Source organism: Dyella ginsengisoli (assembly GCF_044904665.1).
Lineage (GTDB): Bacteria > Pseudomonadota > Gammaproteobacteria > Xanthomonadales > Rhodanobacteraceae > Dyella_A > Dyella_A ginsengisoli.
Map to the genome: position 1 here is coordinate 432,384 of NZ_JADIKM010000001.1, position 15,712 is coordinate 448,095.

10 protein-coding genes are annotated in these 15,712 nt (G+C 69.5%); 7 read left to right on the forward strand and 3 right to left on the reverse strand.

Annotated features, from left to right (window positions below):
- The first annotated feature begins 282 nt into the window (after positions 1 to 282).
- The 6 genes from ISP17_RS02010 (at position 283) to mgtA (ending at position 9,317) form a co-directional block, all read left to right on the forward strand.
- On the forward strand, positions 283 to 1,332 hold the full coding sequence (locus ISP17_RS02010) for an efflux RND transporter periplasmic adaptor subunit (protein WP_404629842.1): 1,050 nt from the start codon (positions 283 to 285) through the stop codon (positions 1,330 to 1,332).
- Position 1,333: 1 nt separating this feature from the next.
- Complete coding sequence (locus ISP17_RS02015; protein ID WP_404629843.1) at positions 1,334 to 4,396, forward strand: efflux RND transporter permease subunit; 3,063 nt, start codon at positions 1,334 to 1,336, stop codon at positions 4,394 to 4,396.
- A 10-nt stretch (positions 4,397 to 4,406) separates the two neighbouring features.
- Positions 4,407 to 4,718 carry a DUF3240 family protein gene (locus ISP17_RS02020; protein ID WP_404629844.1) on the forward strand — a complete coding sequence of 104 codons (312 nt, stop codon included), beginning with the start codon at positions 4,407 to 4,409 and terminating at the stop codon, positions 4,716 to 4,718.
- The gene (locus tag ISP17_RS02025) at positions 4,715 to 6,022 is read left to right on the forward strand and encodes a TolC family protein (protein ID WP_404629845.1); all 1,308 of its coding nucleotides are present in this window, start codon (positions 4,715 to 4,717) and stop codon (positions 6,020 to 6,022) included. Before ISP17_RS02020 ends, ISP17_RS02025 begins: the two co-directional genes overlap by 4 nt.
- A 313-nt stretch (positions 6,023 to 6,335) precedes the next feature.
- A complete protein-coding gene (locus ISP17_RS02030) occupies positions 6,336 to 6,506 on the forward strand; it encodes a hypothetical protein (protein ID WP_404629846.1) in 171 nt (56 codons plus the stop codon).
- Positions 6,507 to 6,662: 156 nt separating this feature from the next.
- Complete coding sequence (mgtA, locus tag ISP17_RS02035) at positions 6,663 to 9,317, forward strand: magnesium-translocating P-type ATPase (RefSeq protein WP_404629847.1); 2,655 nt, start codon at positions 6,663 to 6,665, stop codon at positions 9,315 to 9,317.
- A gap of 185 nt (positions 9,318 to 9,502) precedes the next feature.
- Here mgtA and ISP17_RS02040 read toward each other — a convergent pair whose 3' ends face one another.
- On the reverse strand, positions 9,503 to 10,492 hold the full coding sequence (locus ISP17_RS02040; protein WP_404629848.1) for a bile acid:sodium symporter family protein: 990 nt from the start codon (positions 10,490 to 10,492) through the stop codon (positions 9,503 to 9,505).
- A 189-nt stretch (positions 10,493 to 10,681) separates the two neighbouring features.
- Here ISP17_RS02040 and ISP17_RS02045 point away from each other — a divergent pair, with 189 nt between their 5' ends.
- Positions 10,682 to 13,174, forward strand: a complete 2,493-nt coding sequence (locus ISP17_RS02045; protein ID WP_404629849.1) for a CehA/McbA family metallohydrolase — start codon at positions 10,682 to 10,684, stop codon at positions 13,172 to 13,174.
- A 46-nt stretch (positions 13,175 to 13,220) separates the two neighbouring features.
- Here ISP17_RS02045 and ISP17_RS02050 read toward each other — a convergent pair whose 3' ends face one another.
- Both ISP17_RS02050 and dnaG read right to left on the reverse strand, forming a co-directional pair.
- A complete protein-coding gene (locus ISP17_RS02050; RefSeq protein WP_404629850.1) occupies positions 13,221 to 13,841 on the reverse strand; it encodes a DedA family protein in 621 nt (206 codons plus the stop codon).
- A gap of 38 nt (positions 13,842 to 13,879) precedes the next feature.
- Entirely contained in the window at positions 13,880 to 15,613 is a 1,734-nt protein-coding gene (gene dnaG, locus ISP17_RS02055; protein ID WP_404629851.1) for a DNA primase, read from the reverse strand.
- Between the last annotated feature and the right edge of the window lie 99 nt (positions 15,614 to 15,712).

Here is a 15,712-nt window from a genome sequence, read left to right on the forward strand (position 1 = left end):
ACCATGGAGGGTCACGGCCTTGAGGAGCGAGGAAGGCCTGTGGACAAACAGAGCCGGCCCAAACCGGCTGAGTTTCATCATCAAAGGGTGATGCTCAAAAGGCCGCCATGCTGCGCCGCGAGGCTTGGACAGACGGCCAGTCTGCCCGGCGCCTCGCGACACACTCTGCCGGCCTTTTGAACATCATGCCGCCTACGTCTGGTTGATCAGGGCATCCTTAAGCCTCCTTGAAGTTTCGCGCTCCACCATCGCAGGACCTTTCTGCCCGGATGGAGCCATCCCATGCGCCGCTGGCCGCTGCTGATCCTGCTGTCCGCACTCGCCGCGTCCCCGGCGATCGCCGCGGATGCCGTGAAGGTACTTACCGCCGCGCAGCGGCAGGCGCTCGATATCCGCACCGCACGCGTGCAGGCGGCCACCCGGGTGCCGCTCGACGGACTGCCGGCCACCGTGCGCATTCCGCTCGGCGACAGTGCGGTGGTCACGGCGCCCTATGCCGGCGTGGTGGTGGAGGTGCTGGCGCGCGAGGGTGAGCCGGTTCGCCGCGGCCAGCCGCTGGCGCGCGTGCGCAGTCGCGAGGCGATGACGCTGGGCGCCGACCTCGCCGCGGCGCGCGGCGAATACCGCGTGGCCCAGGCGCAGGCCGAGCGCGACCGTCTCCTGCTGGCCGAGGGCATCATCGCCGACGCGCGCGCGCAGGCCGGTACCGCGCGCCGCGATGCGGCGGCCGCGCGACTGCACGAATTGCAAACCGCGCGCGCCGACGCGCCAGCCGGCACCGAGCCGGGCGTGTACGAGCTGCGGGCGCCGATCGACGGCCGCGTGCTGGAGCGTGCCGTGCAGCTCGGCGAGCCGGTGGCGATGTTCGCCAAGGCCTACGTGCTGGCACGCGGCGATCGGGTGATGCTGGAGCTGCGCGTGCCGGCGCGCGAAGCGGCCGCCCTGCGCCCGGGCTTGCCGGTGCGTGTCGACGGCGGCGGCGAGGGGCGCGTGAGCGAGATCGGCGGCGCCGTGGATCCGGCCAGCCAGAGCGTGCGCGTACGCGCCGAGGTGGTCGCTGGCGCGTTGCTGATCGGCCAGCAGACGCGCGCCACGCTGATGCTGCCGGCGCCGGCCGGGGCGTGGCAGGTGCCGTCGTCGGCGGTGGTCGAGCGCGACGGCGTCGCCCGGGTCTACGTGGTGCAGGGCAAGGGTTTCGCGGCGGTCACCGTGGAGCGGCTCAGCCATACCGCCGAGGGCGAGAGCGTGGTCCGCGGTCCGCTCGCGGCCGGTGCCGAGCTGGTGGTGCGCGGCGCCGGCGCGCTCGATGCGGTCGCGGCGGGAGGCCAGTGAGATGCTGCGCCGACTGATCGGCTTCGCGCTGTCGCAGCGTCTGCTGATGCTGCTCGCCACGCTGGCGCTGGCGGTGGCCGGCAGCTGGGCGTTCGTGCAGCTGCCCATCGATGCGTATCCGAACATCGCGCCGACCCAGGTGAAGCTGATCCTCAAGGCGCCCGGCATGACGCCCGAGGAAGTCGAGACGCGCGTGGTGACGCCGCTGGAGATGGAGCTGCTGGGCATTCCCGATGCGCTGGTGCTGCGTTCCACCGCCAAGTACGCGATCGCCGACGTCACCCTCGACTTCCGCGACGGCACCGACATCTACTGGGCGCGCCAGCAGGTGGCGGAGCGCTTCGCGGCGGCGGCCGGCTCGCTGCCGCCGGACATCTCCGGCGGGCTGGCGCCGATCGCCACGCCGCTGTCGGACATGTACATGTTCACCCTCGAAGGCGGCGACCTCAGCCTGGCCGAGCGGCGCACCCTGCTGGACTGGACCATCCGCCCCGCGCTGCGCACCGTGCCCGGCGTGGCCGATCTCAACGCGCTCGGCGGCGAAGTGCGCAGCTACATGGTGGTGCCCGACCGCGCGCGGTTGTCGGCCAGCGGCCTGCACTTCCGCGACGTGATCGACGCTATCCAGCGCAACAACCGCAACGACGGCGCCGGCCGCCTGCGCGACGGCGACGACGCGCTGATCGTGCGCGCCGAGGGTGCGCTGCGCAGCCTGGACGACCTGCGCCAGGTGGTGGTGGCCAGCCGCGATGGCGTGGCGGTGCGCGTGGGCGACGTGGCGCAGGTGCGCTACGGCAGCCTCACCCGTTATGGCGCGGTCACCCGCAACGGGCAGGGCGAGGCGGTCGAGGGGCTGGTGGTGGGCCTGCGCGGGGCGGACGCCAAGCGCGTGGTCGGCCAGGTGCGGGCCAGGCTTGCCGAGCTGCAGGCCAGCTTCCCGCCGGGCGTGCGGGTGGAGGCGTTCTATGACCGCAGCGTGCTCATCGAGCGCGCCGTGGGTACCGTGAAGGATGCGCTGATCGAGGCCACCGTGCTGGTGGTGATCCTGCTGCTGTTGTTCCTGGGCGATGTGCGCGCCGCGCTGGTGGTGTCGCTGACCCTGCCGATGGCGGCGCTGTGCACGTTCCTGCTGATGCAGCTGTTCGGCATGAGCGCCAACCTGATGAGCCTCGGTGGCCTGGCGATCGCCATCGGCATGCTGGTGGACGCCGCCGTGGTGGTGGTGGAGAACACGGTCAGCGAGCTGACGCCTCGCGCCGGCGCCACCGCGCTGCCGCGCCTGCACCGCATCTATCGCGCCGTGGTGGAAGTCGCGCGGCCGGTGACCGCCGGCATGGTGATCATTGCCCTGGTGTTCGTGCCGCTGCTCACCCTGCAGGGGCTGGAGGGCAAGCTGTTTGCCCCGGTGGCCTTGACCATCGTGTTCGCGCTGGGCGCCTCGCTGCTGCTCTCGCTGACGGTGATCCCGGTGCTGTGCTCGATGCTGCTGCGCGAGCGCGCGCACGCCGAGCCGTGGGTGATGCGGCAACTCGAACGCGGCTACCGCCCGCTGCTGGACTGGTCGCTCGGCCACGCGCGGGTGCTGGCCGCCGCTGCCGGCGTGGTGCTGCTGCTGGGCGCGCTGGCCTACCTGGGCACCGGCAAGACCTTCATGCCGACGATGGACGAGGGCGACATGCTGGTGCAGCTGGTCAAGCAGCCGTCGATCAGCCTGGAGGCCTCGCGCGACCAGGATCTCGCCATCGAGCGGGCGATCAAGGCGCGCCTGCCCGAGGTGGAGCACGTCATCGCGCGGCTGGGCTCGGACGAACTCGGTCTCGATCCGATGGGCCTCAACGAGACCGACATGTTCCTGCAGCTCAAGCCCCGCTCGTCCTGGCGCGAGCCCAGTACGGCCTGGCTGGAGGACCAGCTGCGCACCGTGATGGCCGACTTCCCCGGGGTCGAGTACGGCTTCACGCAGCCGATCCAGATGCGCGTGTCCGAGATGCTCACCGGCAGCCGCGGCGATGTGGCGGTGAAGGTATTCGGCACCGACCTGGCCACGCTCAACCAGCTCGCCAACCGCATCGCCGCGATCATGCAGGCGACCCCGGGCAGCCAGGACGTGATCGCGCAGACCCAGGAGGGCGTGCGCTATCTGCGCGTGGAGGTCGATCGCCAGCTTGCCGGCCGTCACGGGCTGGACGTGACCGCGGTGCAGGACGAACTGCGCGGCCAGCTCGAAGGGCAGGGCGCGGGCACCGTGCTCGAAGCGCAGCGGCGGACCCCGATCCTGGTGCGCGGCAGCGCCGAGCTGGCGCGCACGCTGCCGCAGTTCGAACGCCTCACGCTGGCGCGCGGCGACGGCGGCGAAGTGCCGCTGGACCAGCTCGCCACGATCGAGCCGGGCACCGGCCCGGTGCAGGTGCGCCGCGAAAACGGCCAGCGCTTCGCGCTGGTGCAGGCCAACGTCGCCGGCCGCGACCTGGTCGGATTCGTCGACGAGGCGCGCGCCCGCGTGCAGCAGCAGATCCACCTGCCGGCGGGCTACCGCGTCACCTGGGGCGGCCAGTTCGAGAACCAGCAGCGCGCCGCGGCCCGGCTGGCGGTAGTGGTGCCGGTGGCGCTGGGGCTGATCTTCCTTGTGCTGTTCTTCACCCTCGGCTCGATGCGCCAGGCAGTGCTGATCCTGTGCAACGTGCCCTTCGCGCTGGTCGGCGGCGTCGTCACGCTGTGGCTCACCGGGCAGTACCTGTCGGTGCCCGCATCGGTGGGCTTCATCGCCCTGCTCGGTATCGCGGTGCTCAACGGGTTGGTGCTGGTGACGTATTTCAACCAGCTGCGGGCCTCGGGCCTGGGCATGCCCGAGGCGGTGCGCGAGGGCGCCCTGCGACGACTGCGCCCGGTGATGATGACCGCCACGATCACCGCGTTCGGACTGGTGCCGCTGCTGTTCGCCAGCGGTCCCGGCTCGGAGGTGCAGCGCCCGCTGGCGATCGTGGTGATCGGTGGCCTGGTCACCTGCACGGCACTGACCCTGCTGCTGCTTCCCGTGCTGTTCCGCCGCTACGGCGAATCCTGAAGGAGGGCGCATGACGCAGATGCTCAAGCGGCTGACGATTCTCGCCGCACGCGAACTGGAGGAGACCGTGGTCGAGATCCTGCTCGACCTGCGGCCCGCCTTGCCGGGCTTCACCACGGCGATGGTGGCCGGTCACGGTGAGGGTTTCGACCAGGCCACGGCGCACGAACGCGTGCGCGGCCGCATCGATCGCCTGCAGGTGTGGATGGTGTTGCCGGCGGACGACGTACCCCGCGTGCTGGCTGCCCTCGACGCGCGCCTGGCGCACAGTCGCCTGCGCTGGTGGGTGGAACCGGTGGAGAGCATGGGAGAACTGGCATGAGGCGCCTGTGGTGGTTTTCGCTGCTCGTCGGCATGGCGGCGCATGCGCAGCAGACGGCTCCGGATACCTCGCTGCCGTCGCAGGATCTGGTGCTGCGCGCGATCGGGACCACGCCGGAAGTGCGCGCGGCCGCCGCGGTGCTGGGCCGCGCCGAGGCGGAGGAGCGCATGCGGCGCGTCGGCTCGCACGAGCCGCAGCTGACGGTGATCCCGCAGACCCGCCGGATCGAGGGCGAGCGGCGCTATCGCGAGTGGGAGGTGGATCTCTCCCGCGGCGTGCGCTGGCCCGGCAAGGCCCGGCTCGATCGCGAGATCGGCGCGGCGGGACGCGAGGCGGCCAGCCTCGCATTCGAGGACGCCCACCATGCCGCCGCCCGGCAACTGCTGGCGCTGTGGTCGGACTGGCAACGCGCCGCCACCGCGGTCGGCCTGCGCGATTCGCAAGTGGCGTTGTGGGAGCGCGAGCGCGCGAGCCTGGCGCGTCGCGTGCAACTGGGCGATGCGGCGGGGCGCGACCTCACCGCGCTCGACGCCGCGCTGGCGCAGGCGCGCGCCGCGGCAGCGCAGGCCGCCGCGGACGAGCAGACGGCGCGCCTGGCGCTGAGCAGCGCCTTCCCCGAGCTGCCGCTGCCGGACCGCGTGCACCTGCCGCCGGCCCCGGTCGCGCTGGAAGGCGGCGACCAGGCCTGGTCCGAGCTGATCGTGCAGCGCAGCCACGAGATCGGCACCGCGGCCGCGCTGGCGAGGCAGAAGGATGCCCAGTCGCGCCGGGCACGCGCCGATCGCTTGCCCGATCCGTCGGTGGGCCTGCGCATGCTCAGCGATCGCGGCGGGCGCGAGCGGGCCTTCGGCGTGACGCTCTCCATTCCGCTCGGCGGAAGTTACCGCTCGGCCGAGGCGGCAGCAGCCAGTGCCGATGCGATGGGCGCGGAGGCCGAGCTGGCGATGGCCCGTCGCGACGTGGCGCGCGACGCTCGCCAGGCGGTGGCGATGGCCCGGGCCAGCTACACCATCTGGCAGCGCCAGCAGGAAGCCAGCGCGGCCACCGAGGCGAACGCGCAGAAGACCGAGCGCGGCCATGCGCTGGGCGAGATCGCGCTGGACGAGGTGCTGCTCGCACGCCGCGCCGCGCAGGAGGCGGCGATCGCTGCCGGGCGCGCCGAGATCGATGCGATCGAGGCAGTCACCCGGGTCAAGGTGGACGCCCATGCGATGTGGCATCGCCATGACGGGGAAGACGATCACGATGCCGCCGCGGAAGCGACAACGCCGCATGACCTGCCGGCCTTGCCCGCCATGCCGTGAGGTCGCCCGACGCCGGCGGCGCGGCGCAACAACTTTCGCTGTCGCGAGGATTGACAGCTCCCTGCTGCAGCACAACAATGCGCGCGCCCTCCGGCGCGCTGCGCCGATGCGGCACACCCAGTCCGACCAAACCAAGGCATATGGACGTCTACCCTAGTCGCAACGTCGACACCCGCGAGCATCGGGTGCCGGCGACGCAAAACAAGTCGAACGCCTGCGGCGACCGCCTGCGGTCGGCCGGCGCTTTCCACTAGGGAAAGGCCGGCCCACTCCTGCCGGTGCCAGCAGGCACCGTTACCGAGGAGATGGGCCGATGAAGCTCCTTCGCGATTCCTTCCGCTGGCGCGCACTGCGTCAGCCGCTGTTCGCCGGTCGCCGCCGCGACCGCCGTGTCTATGTCGTTACCGTGCCCGCGCCGCGCGATGCCGCGCCTGTGCGTTCGAACGAACGCGCTCCCACCACCGCGTTGCCGAGCCTGGGCTGATGCGCGCGCTGGTCATTCGCCGGGGCTGGCCCCCGCCATGGTCTACCTCGCCGCGATCGCATCTGCGACCGCGGCCAGATTCCCTCGTGCCGCCAGCCAGCTGATCGTTTCCCGGCTTCCGGCGCCTCGCAGACCTGCAACGACGGAAGTTTCCCGATGACCCGGCAGCCCCTTTCCCACGCGGCGCGCAAGACCGCGGGCAAGTCCACCCAGGCTCCTTTCCACGTCGCCGCCGCGGCCGAAGCCTGGCGTGCCACCGACGCACTGTTCACCACCTTCGGCACCGGACTGGACGGCCTCGACGAGGACGCGATCCAGGCGCGCCTGCAGGCCGACGGCCCCAACGAGGTGTCGCACGAGAAGCCGCCGCACTGGTCGCGGCAGCTGCTGCACGCGTTCCTCAACCCGTTCATCATCGTGCTGCTGTCGCTGGCCGCGGTGCAGCTGGCCACCGACGCCAGCGACCTCACCGGTCCGATCATCGTGATGGTGATGGTGGGCATCAGCGTGCTGCTGAGCTTCACCCAGGAATACCGATCCTCGCAGGCGGCGGAAAAGCTCAAGGCGATGGTGCGCAACACCGCCAGCGTTACCCGCCGCGCCTCGGACGGCCACAGCGAGCGGATCGAGGTGCCGGTGCTGGAGCTGGTGGCCGGCGACATCGTGCACCTGGCCGCCGGCGACATGGTGCCGGCCGACCTGCGCCTGCTCGCCGCCAAGGACCTGTTCATCAGTCAGGCGATCCTCACCGGCGAGTCGCTGCCGGTGGAGAAGGCCGCGCCCAGCGGCCGCGACCTGCTCGACGCGGGTTCGGCCAATCCGCTGGATTTGCCCAGCGTCTGCTACATGGGCACCAACGTGATCAGCGGCACGGCCACCGCGCTGGTGGTGGCCACGGGCGGGCGTACCTACCTTGGCTCGATCTCGCACAGCCTGAGCGGCCAGCGCGTGCAGACCAGCTTTGACCGCGGCGTGAAGTCGGTCAGCTGGCTGTTGATCCGCTTCATGGCGGTGATGGTGCCGATCGTGTTTGCGCTGAACTGGTGGGACAAGGGCAACTTCCTTGAGGCGCTGCTGTTCGCGCTCAGCGTGGCGGTGGGCCTGACCCCGGAGATGCTGCCGCTGATCGTCACTGCCAACCTCGGCAAGGGCGCGCTGGCGATGTCCAGGCGCAAGGTGGTGGTCAAGCGCCTCAACGCGATCCAGAACTTCGGCGCGATGGACGTGCTGTGCACCGACAAGACCGGCACGCTGACGCTGGACAAGATCGTGCTGGAGCGCCACCTCGACCTCGACGGCGAGCAGTCCGACGAGGCGCTGGAGTTCGGCTACCTCAACAGCCGCTTCCAGACCGGCCTGAAGAATCTGATGGACAAGGCGGTGCTGGAGCACCGCGACCTCGAGCCCGCCGCCGGCATGTACCGGCTGGTGGACGAGATCCCGTTCGACTTCCAGCGCCGGCGCATGTCGGTGGTGCTGGGCGATCGCGGCGGCGACCACCTGCTGGTGTGCAAGGGCGCGGTGGAGGAGATGCTGGCGATCTGCGACCACGCGCGCATCGGCGGCGTGGTGGAGCCGATGAGCGAGGAGCGCCGCGCCGCGATCAAGGCGATGACGCGCGAGCTCAACGAGGACGGCCTGCGCGTGTTGGTGGTGGCGATCCGCACCCAGCCGGCGGCCGGGCGTCCCTACGGCGTGGCCGACGAGGCCGGGCTGACCGCGGTGGGCTGCCTGGCCTTCCTCGATCCGCCGAAGGACTCCGCCGCCACCGCGATCCGCGCGCTCCACCAGCACGGCGTGGCGGTGAAGGTGATCACCGGCGACAACGAGGCGGTGACGCGCAAGATCTGCCGCGAGGTCGGGCTCGACGTCGAGCACTCGGCGCAGGGCAAGCACATCGAGCCGCTGGACGACGCGGCGCTGGACTCGCTGGTCGCGCGCACCACGGTGTTCGCCAAGATGTCGCCGCTGCAGAAGGCGCGCGTGGTGAAGTCGCTGCAGCGTCAGGGCCACACGGTGGGCTTTCTCGGCGACGGCATCAACGACGCCCCGGCGCTGCGCGAGGCGGACGTGGGCATCTCGGTGGACACCGCCACCGACATCGCCAAGGAATCGGCCGACATCATCCTGCTGGAGAAAAACCTGATGGTGCTGGAGGAGGGCGTGATCGAGGGACGGATCACCTTCGGCAACATCATGAAGTACATCAAGATGACCGCCAGCTCGAACTTCGGCAACGTGTTCAGCGTGCTGATCGCCAGCGCGTTCCTGCCGTTCCTGCCGATGCTGCCGCTGCAGATTCTGGTGCAGAACCTGTTGTACGACGTGTCGCAGCTGTCGATTCCGTTCGACCGCATGGACGAGGAATACCTGCGCAAGCCGCGCAAGTGGGACGCCAGCGACATCGGCCGCTTCATGGCCTGCATCGGACCGATCAGCTCGATCTTCGACATCACCACGTTCTGGCTGCTGTGGCACGTGTTCGGCGCGAACTCGCCGGCGCACCAGGCGGTGTTCCAGTCCGGCTGGTTCATCGAGGGTCTGCTGTCGCAGACGCTGATCGTGCACATGATCCGCACCCGGCGCATCCCGTTCCTGCAGAGCATGGCCTCGGCGCCGGTGCTGGCGCTCACCGCGGCGATCATCACGCTGGGGTTGGTGATCCCGTTCACCGTGGTCGGCGCCAAGCTCGGCATGGTGCCGCTGCCGCCGGCCTACTTCGGCTGGCTGGTGCTGACCCTGGTCAGCTACAGCGTGCTGACCCAGCTGGTGAAGCGGTTGTACATCCGGCGCTACGGGCGCTGGCTGTAGCGCGCGGTCGCGCGTTTGGATGGTGGCATTTACGCCAAGGGTGTTCGGTCCTTCTCGGACGTCATTCCCGCGAAAGCGGGAATCCATAGTTGCTCTTGCTGAAGGTCAAAATGGATTCCCGCTTTCGCGGGAATGACGTCCTCAAGGCGGCCGGCGAGGCGTCGACAGCGCCGTAACTCACTCGCTCAATGCGTACCGGCATCCGCCACGGGAGCGCCCCGCGCGAAGCGCTGGGCGATCATCGCGCAGACCATCAGCTGCAGCTGGTGGAAGATCATCAGCGGCAGCACGATGCCGCCCAGCCCGCCGGGCAGCGCGACGAAAAGGATCTTAGCCATCGGCACGCCGGTGGCGAGGCTCTTCTTCGAGCCGCAGAAGAACATCGTGATGCGGTCTTCGCGCGCGAATTTCAGCGCGCCGGAACCGAACCAGGTGACCAGCATCACCAGCGCCAGCAGCAGCGCGTCGACGCCCAGCGTCGCGAGCAGCGCCAGCGGCGGCGTGGTCTTCCACAGCCCCTCCACCACGGCCGCGCTGAAGGCGGTGTAGACCACCAGCAGGATGGTGCCCTGGTCGGTGTAACGCAGCAGCGGCCGATGACGATCCACCCAGTGGCCGATCCACGGGCGCAGCAGATGCCCGGCTGCGAACGGCAGCAATAGCAGGGTGAGGATGCTCTCCACCGCGTGCCACGAGAAGCCGTGGCCGCCGTTGTGCGCAACTACCGTCAGCCCGACCAGCAGCGGCGTCAGCACGGTGCCGATCAGGCTGGAGGTGGAGGCGCTGACCACCGCCGCCGGCACGTTGCCACCGGCCATCGAAGTGAACGCGATCGACGACTGCACGGTGGAGGGCAGGGTGCATACGTAGAGCACGCCGAGGGTGAGCGCCGGCGTCAGCAGCACGCCCATCAGCGGCCGCAGCAGCAGGCCGAACAACGGAAACAACACGAAGGTGCAGGCGAACACGCTGGTGTGCAGGCGCCAGTGGGTCATGCCGTGCAGCACCGCCGCACGCGAGAGCTTGGCCCCGTGCAGGAAGAACAGGAGCGCGATCGCCGCATCGGTGATGCGATCGAAGGCGACGGCCCACCCGTCGCGGCACGGCAGCAGCGAGGCCAGTGCGATGGTGACCAGCAGAGCCTGGGTGAACGGATCGATGGGAAGGCGGCGCATGCGCTCGTGATGCGTTTGGCAAAACCGCGAGTCTATCCGGCCGTCGGCGCAGCGCGCAGACCGCGCGCTGGCGCCAAAGCGCAAACCCTTGCGGGAGTCCTAGGAACTTTGGTCATACCGGCGCCACGTAGGCCTGCCATATAACGCCGCGGGGGGAAATTCTTACATTGACGTAGGGGAAAGGGAGTCATGCAGAAGAAATCTTGGATAGCCGGCAGCCTCGTGCTGGCCGGTGCGGTGTTCTGTACCCCGGCGCTGGCGACGATGCCGCTGCCGGATCATCAGGAATTCGGCGTGGCGTTGCAGGTGCCGTTCTCGGCCACCGCCGCGCGCCCGATCATCCTGCACTTCGAATATCCCGGCGCCGCGCCGGGCACGCCGATTGCGTGGGAAGTCGACGTGCTCGACGCCAGCGGCCAGGTGCGTCGCCACTGGCGGGGCAGCACCACCCTGGCCAAGGCGCGCGACAGCCTGGTGCGAATGAACTGGGATGGCCGCGATGCCCAGCGCGCCGCGCTGGCGCCGGGCTACTACACGGTGCGCCTGCGCGCGCTGGCGCTGGACGACACGGTGATCGCCCGCATCGGTTCCGGCCTGGCCAACCAGGCGCTGGCGCTGGCCCAGGCCAGGGCGCCGGAGCTGATCGAGCAGCAGCGCTACGACGTGATGGTGGGCAGCGTGGCGAAGCCGGCGATGCCGGCGTTCCACGCGCTGCCGATGCACCGGCCGGCCACCCAGGGCGTCACCACCCAGGCCGCGACCATGCAGTCGGTGAGTACCACCGGCGGCCTGCCTTACACGATCTACTACGGCAACCTGCACAGCCAGACCAACCACAGCGACGGCGGCGGCGTGGTGTCCACCTGCAAGGATGCACAGGCGCCGCAGAGTGCACCGTACGGTCCGGCCGACGCGTACCAGTACGCGATGAACGAAGGCCTGGACTTCCTGATGACGTCCGAGCACAACCACATGTACGACGGCTCGACCGGTACCAACACGTCGGCCAGTCCGACCACTGCGCACAATCTGTTCCAGTCGGGCCTGCAGGCCGCCAGCACATTCAACGCCGCACACAGCAACTTCCTCGCCATCTACGGCCTGGAGTGGGGTGTGATCAGCAACGGCGGCCACATGAACATCTTCAACACGCCGAGCCTGCTGGAGTGGGAGTACAACTCCTCCAACCAGCTGATCGGCGACGTGTTCACGGCCAAGAGCGACTACGCCTCGCTGTACACGCTGATGCACACGAACGGCTGGATCGGCCAGTTCAACCATCCGGCCAGCACCGGCCAGTTCATCGTCAGTGGCACCAACTTCGGCTACACCGCCGACGGCGATGCGGTGATGGTGCTGGCCGAGGTGCTCAACAGCTCGGCGTTCTCCAGCAACACCACCGAGACCGAGACCAGCCGCAGCAGCTACGAGACCGCCTTCAACACCATCCTCGAGCGCGGTTATCACGTTGCGCCCAGCTCCGACCAGGACAACCACTGCGCGAACTGGGGTGCCAGCTTCACCAACCGCACCGGCGTGCTGTTGCCCAGCGGCACGGCTTTAAGTTCGTCGAACTTCCTCGATGCGCTGCGCGCGCGCCGCGTGTTCGCTACCGAGGACAAGACCGCGCAGATCGTGCTCACCGCGAACGGCCACGTGATGGGTGAGCGCTTCAGCAACTCGGGCCCGCTGACGCTCACCGTGAACTACGCCAGCAGCTCCGGCCACACGGTGCAGCGGGTGGAGGTGTTCGAGGGCGTGCCGGGCAGCAACGGCACGGTCAGCACGCTGTCGCAGACGGCGACCACCACCACCACGCCCGGCACCGGCGATCACTTCTACTACGCGAAGATCACCCAGGACGACGGCCTGCGCCTGTGGTCGGCACCGGTGTGGGTGACCGAGGGCTCGGGTGGCGGCGGCGGTGGCGACACCACGCCGCCGACAGTGAGCGCGTCGGAGAGCGGTACCAGCGGCACGATCACGGTGTCGGCCAGTGCCAGCGACAACGTCGGCGTGACCAAGGTGGAGTTCTACGTCGACGGTGCGCTGAAGGCCACCGACACCAGCTCGCCGTACAGCGCCAGTGTCGACTCCACCACGCTCGCCGACGGATCGCACAGCCTAGTCGCCAAGGCCTATGACGCGGCCGGCAACGTGGGCACCAGCAGCACGGTGAGCTTCAGCGTGTCCAACGGTACCGGTGGCACGGGCGGCGGCACGACCGAGCTGATCGGCAACGGCGGCTTCGAGAGCGGTGCCACGGTGTGGACGCAGACCAGCGGCGTGATCACCAGCGACACCAGCGAAGCGGCCCACGCCGGCAGCTGGAAGGCCTGGCTCGACGGTTACGGCTCCGCCCATACCGATTACGTGCGCCAGAGCGTGACGATTCCTTCCACCGTCACGTCGGCCACGCTGAGCTTCTACCTGCACGTCGACACCGCCGAGTCGGGCAGCACCGCCTACGACACGCTCAAGGTGCAGCTGATCACCGCCGCCGGCAGCTACGTCACGCTCGCCACGTACTCGAATGCCAACGCGTCCAGCGGCTACGTGCTGCGCACGCTGGACCTGGGCGCGTACAAGGGGCAGACCGTGCAGCTGAATTTCTACGGGGTGGAGGACAGCTCGCTGCAGACCTCGTTCGTGATCGACGACGTCAGCGTGAAGACCCGGTAAGCGATCCATCGTGCGGGAGGCCCCCATGGCGCCTCCCGCACGCGCTTCAGCAGCGGTCGTCGCACTGCCGGCGGCGGTGGCGCCACCACAGCGCCGCGGCAATCGCGATCAATGCCCCGCCGATGATCCACAGGCTGCCCTGGCCACGATGGATCCAGGTGGCCAGCCAGTCGCGGTTGTCGGCTCCGAGATAGCCCAGGTACACCCACAGCGGCACGCTGATCAGCGCGGCCAGCCCGTCCAGCAGCAGAAAGCGCCAGAACGACACGCGGTGCGTGGCACCAGCGGTGATGAACACGGCCGTGCGCATGCCGGGCAGAAATCGCGCCACGAACATCATGCGGTTGCCGTAGCGCTCGAACTTCAGCTGCACCTTCGCGTAGCGCGCCGGCGGCAGCAGCCAGGCGAAGAAGCGCAGGCGCAGGATGCGCGCGCCGAAGTGGTGGCCGAGCAGGAACATCGACGCATCGCCCAGCAACACGCCGACCATCGTCACGCCCACCATCGCGTGCACGTTGGCGTAGCCCAGCCCGGCGATCACGCCGCCGGCTACCAGGGTGATGTCTTCCGGCAGCGGCACGCCCGCGCCGCACAGCAGCAGTGCGATGAACACCGACGCGTAGCCGTGCTCGGCGAAGATGCCGATCAGCCGCTCAAGCAGTTCCATCGGCACTCCCTTGTCGATACCGCATCCTCACTCCCGCATCACTCGGCCGCGGCCGTCGGCACGCGCTTGGCCGCCAGCAGCTCGCGCAGCTCGGTTTTCTCGGCATCGCTCAGTGCGCCTTCGCGGCTCTTTGCCACCAGCGCGTCGCGGCGCTGCGCCACCGCCTGCTGCTCCATTCGCGCCAGCGCTTCGAAGAACTCCACTTTCTGCGTCTCCGGCTCGCCCACGGCGGCGGCCGCCATCAGCTTCTGCAGCGCCGGATACTCCGAGCGCTCGGCGTAGTGCTCCACCAGCGAGGCCGGGTTGATGCCGGGGCGCGAGCGGGCCAGGTCGATCAGCTCGGCGAGCAGCTCCACGCCGGGCTTGTCCAGCCGCAGGAAGCCATACGGTCGCACCACCTGGTCGGCCAGGCCGGGCTGTGCCAGCAGCAATGCGATCGCACTGCGCACCAGCGAGCGCTGCACCGCCACGGGCCGCTGCACGGCGCGCTGCACGGCCGGCGTCTCGAACGTGGCGCGCGCACCGCTGCGCTTCTCCAGCTCCTGCGCCATCAGGTCGCGGAATGCGCCGTCCGGCAGTTTCGCGATCAGCGGACGGGCACGCTCGGCCAGGCGTGCGCGGCCATCGAGACTGCTCATGTTGACGTCGTGCGAAAGCTCGTTGAAGAAGTAGTCCGACAGCGGCATCGCCTCGCGGATGCGCTTCTCGAAGCCGTCCTTACCCTCCTTGCGCACCAGCGAATCGGGATCCTCGCCGTCGGGCAGGAACAGAAAATACGCCTGCCGCCCGTCGCGCAATCGCGGCAGCGCCGACTCCAGCGCCTTCCACGCCGCGGCGCGGCCGGCGCGGTCGCCGTCGAAGCAGAACACCACGTCGGGCGCGGCGCGGAACAGCACCTCGGTGTGCTCCGGCGTGGTCGCCGTGCCCAGCGTGGCCACTGCGATCGGCAGGCCGGCCTGGTGCAGGGCGATCACGTCCATGTAGCCCTCGACCACCACGATGCGCTCGAGCTTGGCGTTGGCCTGCTTCACCTGCCACAGCGCGAACAGCTCGCGGCCCTTGTGGAACAGCGGCGTCTCGGGCGAGTTCAGATACTTCGGACCCTGCTCGCTCTGCAGCACGCGACCGCCGAAGGCAATCACCCGGCCGCGCCGATCCAGGATCGGGAACATCAGCCGCTCGCGGAAGCGGTCGTACTTGTTGCCGCGCTCGTTGCTGGCGACCATGCCCGCTTCGTTGAGCAGCTGCAGGCGTTTGTCGCTGGTGCCCAGCGCCTTGATCACGCCATCGAAACCGGCCGGCGCCCAGCCGAGGCGGAAGCGCGCGATGGTGTCGGCGTCGAGCCCGCGCTTCTTGCAGTAGGCCTGCGCCTCGGGGCTCTTCGGCAGCTGCTGCTGGTACCAGCTGGCGGAGGCGTCGAGCAGGGCGTAGAGGTCGGTCTTGTCCTCGCGCGGGCGCTCGTCGCGGCCGCCCTCGCGTGGCACGGTCAGGCCGACCGACTGCGCCAGTTCCTCCACCGCGTCGGGGAACTCCAGCCGCTCGTACTCCATCAGGAACTTCACCGCGCTGCCGTGCACGCCGCAGCCGAAGCAGTGATAGAACTGCTTGGCCGGGCTGACGTAGAACGAGGGCGAGCGCTCGTCGTGGAACGGACAGCAGGCGGTCCATTCGCGTCCGGCCTTTTTCAACGGCACGCGCCGCTCGATTACGTCGACGATGTCGACGCGGGCGAGCAGTTCATCGATGAAGCTGTCTGGGATGCGGCCGCGCATGGACTGGCTAGTCTAGCCGCTGGGCGGCGCGTCGTTGACCCCGTTTTCCTGAGCCACGAGGTCTTGTCGGACCCGGGTGGCATGCCGCCACGAAAAAGG

Excerpts from the sequence above, each read along its gene's own strand:
- ISP17_RS02010 (WP_404629842.1), top strand. The coding sequence starts at position 283 with ATGCGCCGCTGGCCGCTGCTGATCCTGCTGTCCGCACTCGCCGCGTCC.
- ISP17_RS02015 (WP_404629843.1), top strand. The coding sequence starts at position 1,334 with ATGCTGCGCCGACTGATCGGCTTCGCGCTGTCGCAGCGTCTGCTGATG.
- ISP17_RS02020 (WP_404629844.1), top strand. The coding sequence starts at position 4,407 with ATGACGCAGATGCTCAAGCGGCTGACGATTCTCGCCGCACGCGAACTG.
- ISP17_RS02025 (WP_404629845.1), top strand. The coding sequence starts at position 4,715 with ATGAGGCGCCTGTGGTGGTTTTCGCTGCTCGTCGGCATGGCGGCGCAT.
- ISP17_RS02030 (WP_404629846.1), top strand. The coding sequence starts at position 6,336 with ATGAAGCTCCTTCGCGATTCCTTCCGCTGGCGCGCACTGCGTCAGCCG.
- mgtA (WP_404629847.1), top strand. The coding sequence starts at position 6,663 with ATGACCCGGCAGCCCCTTTCCCACGCGGCGCGCAAGACCGCGGGCAAG.
- ISP17_RS02040 (WP_404629848.1), bottom strand. The coding sequence starts at position 10,492 with ATGCGCCGCCTTCCCATCGATCCGTTCACCCAGGCTCTGCTGGTCACC.
- ISP17_RS02045 (WP_404629849.1), top strand. The coding sequence starts at position 10,682 with ATGCAGAAGAAATCTTGGATAGCCGGCAGCCTCGTGCTGGCCGGTGCG.
- ISP17_RS02050 (WP_404629850.1), bottom strand. The coding sequence starts at position 13,841 with ATGGAACTGCTTGAGCGGCTGATCGGCATCTTCGCCGAGCACGGCTAC.
- dnaG (WP_404629851.1), bottom strand. The coding sequence starts at position 15,613 with ATGCGCGGCCGCATCCCAGACAGCTTCATCGATGAACTGCTCGCCCGC.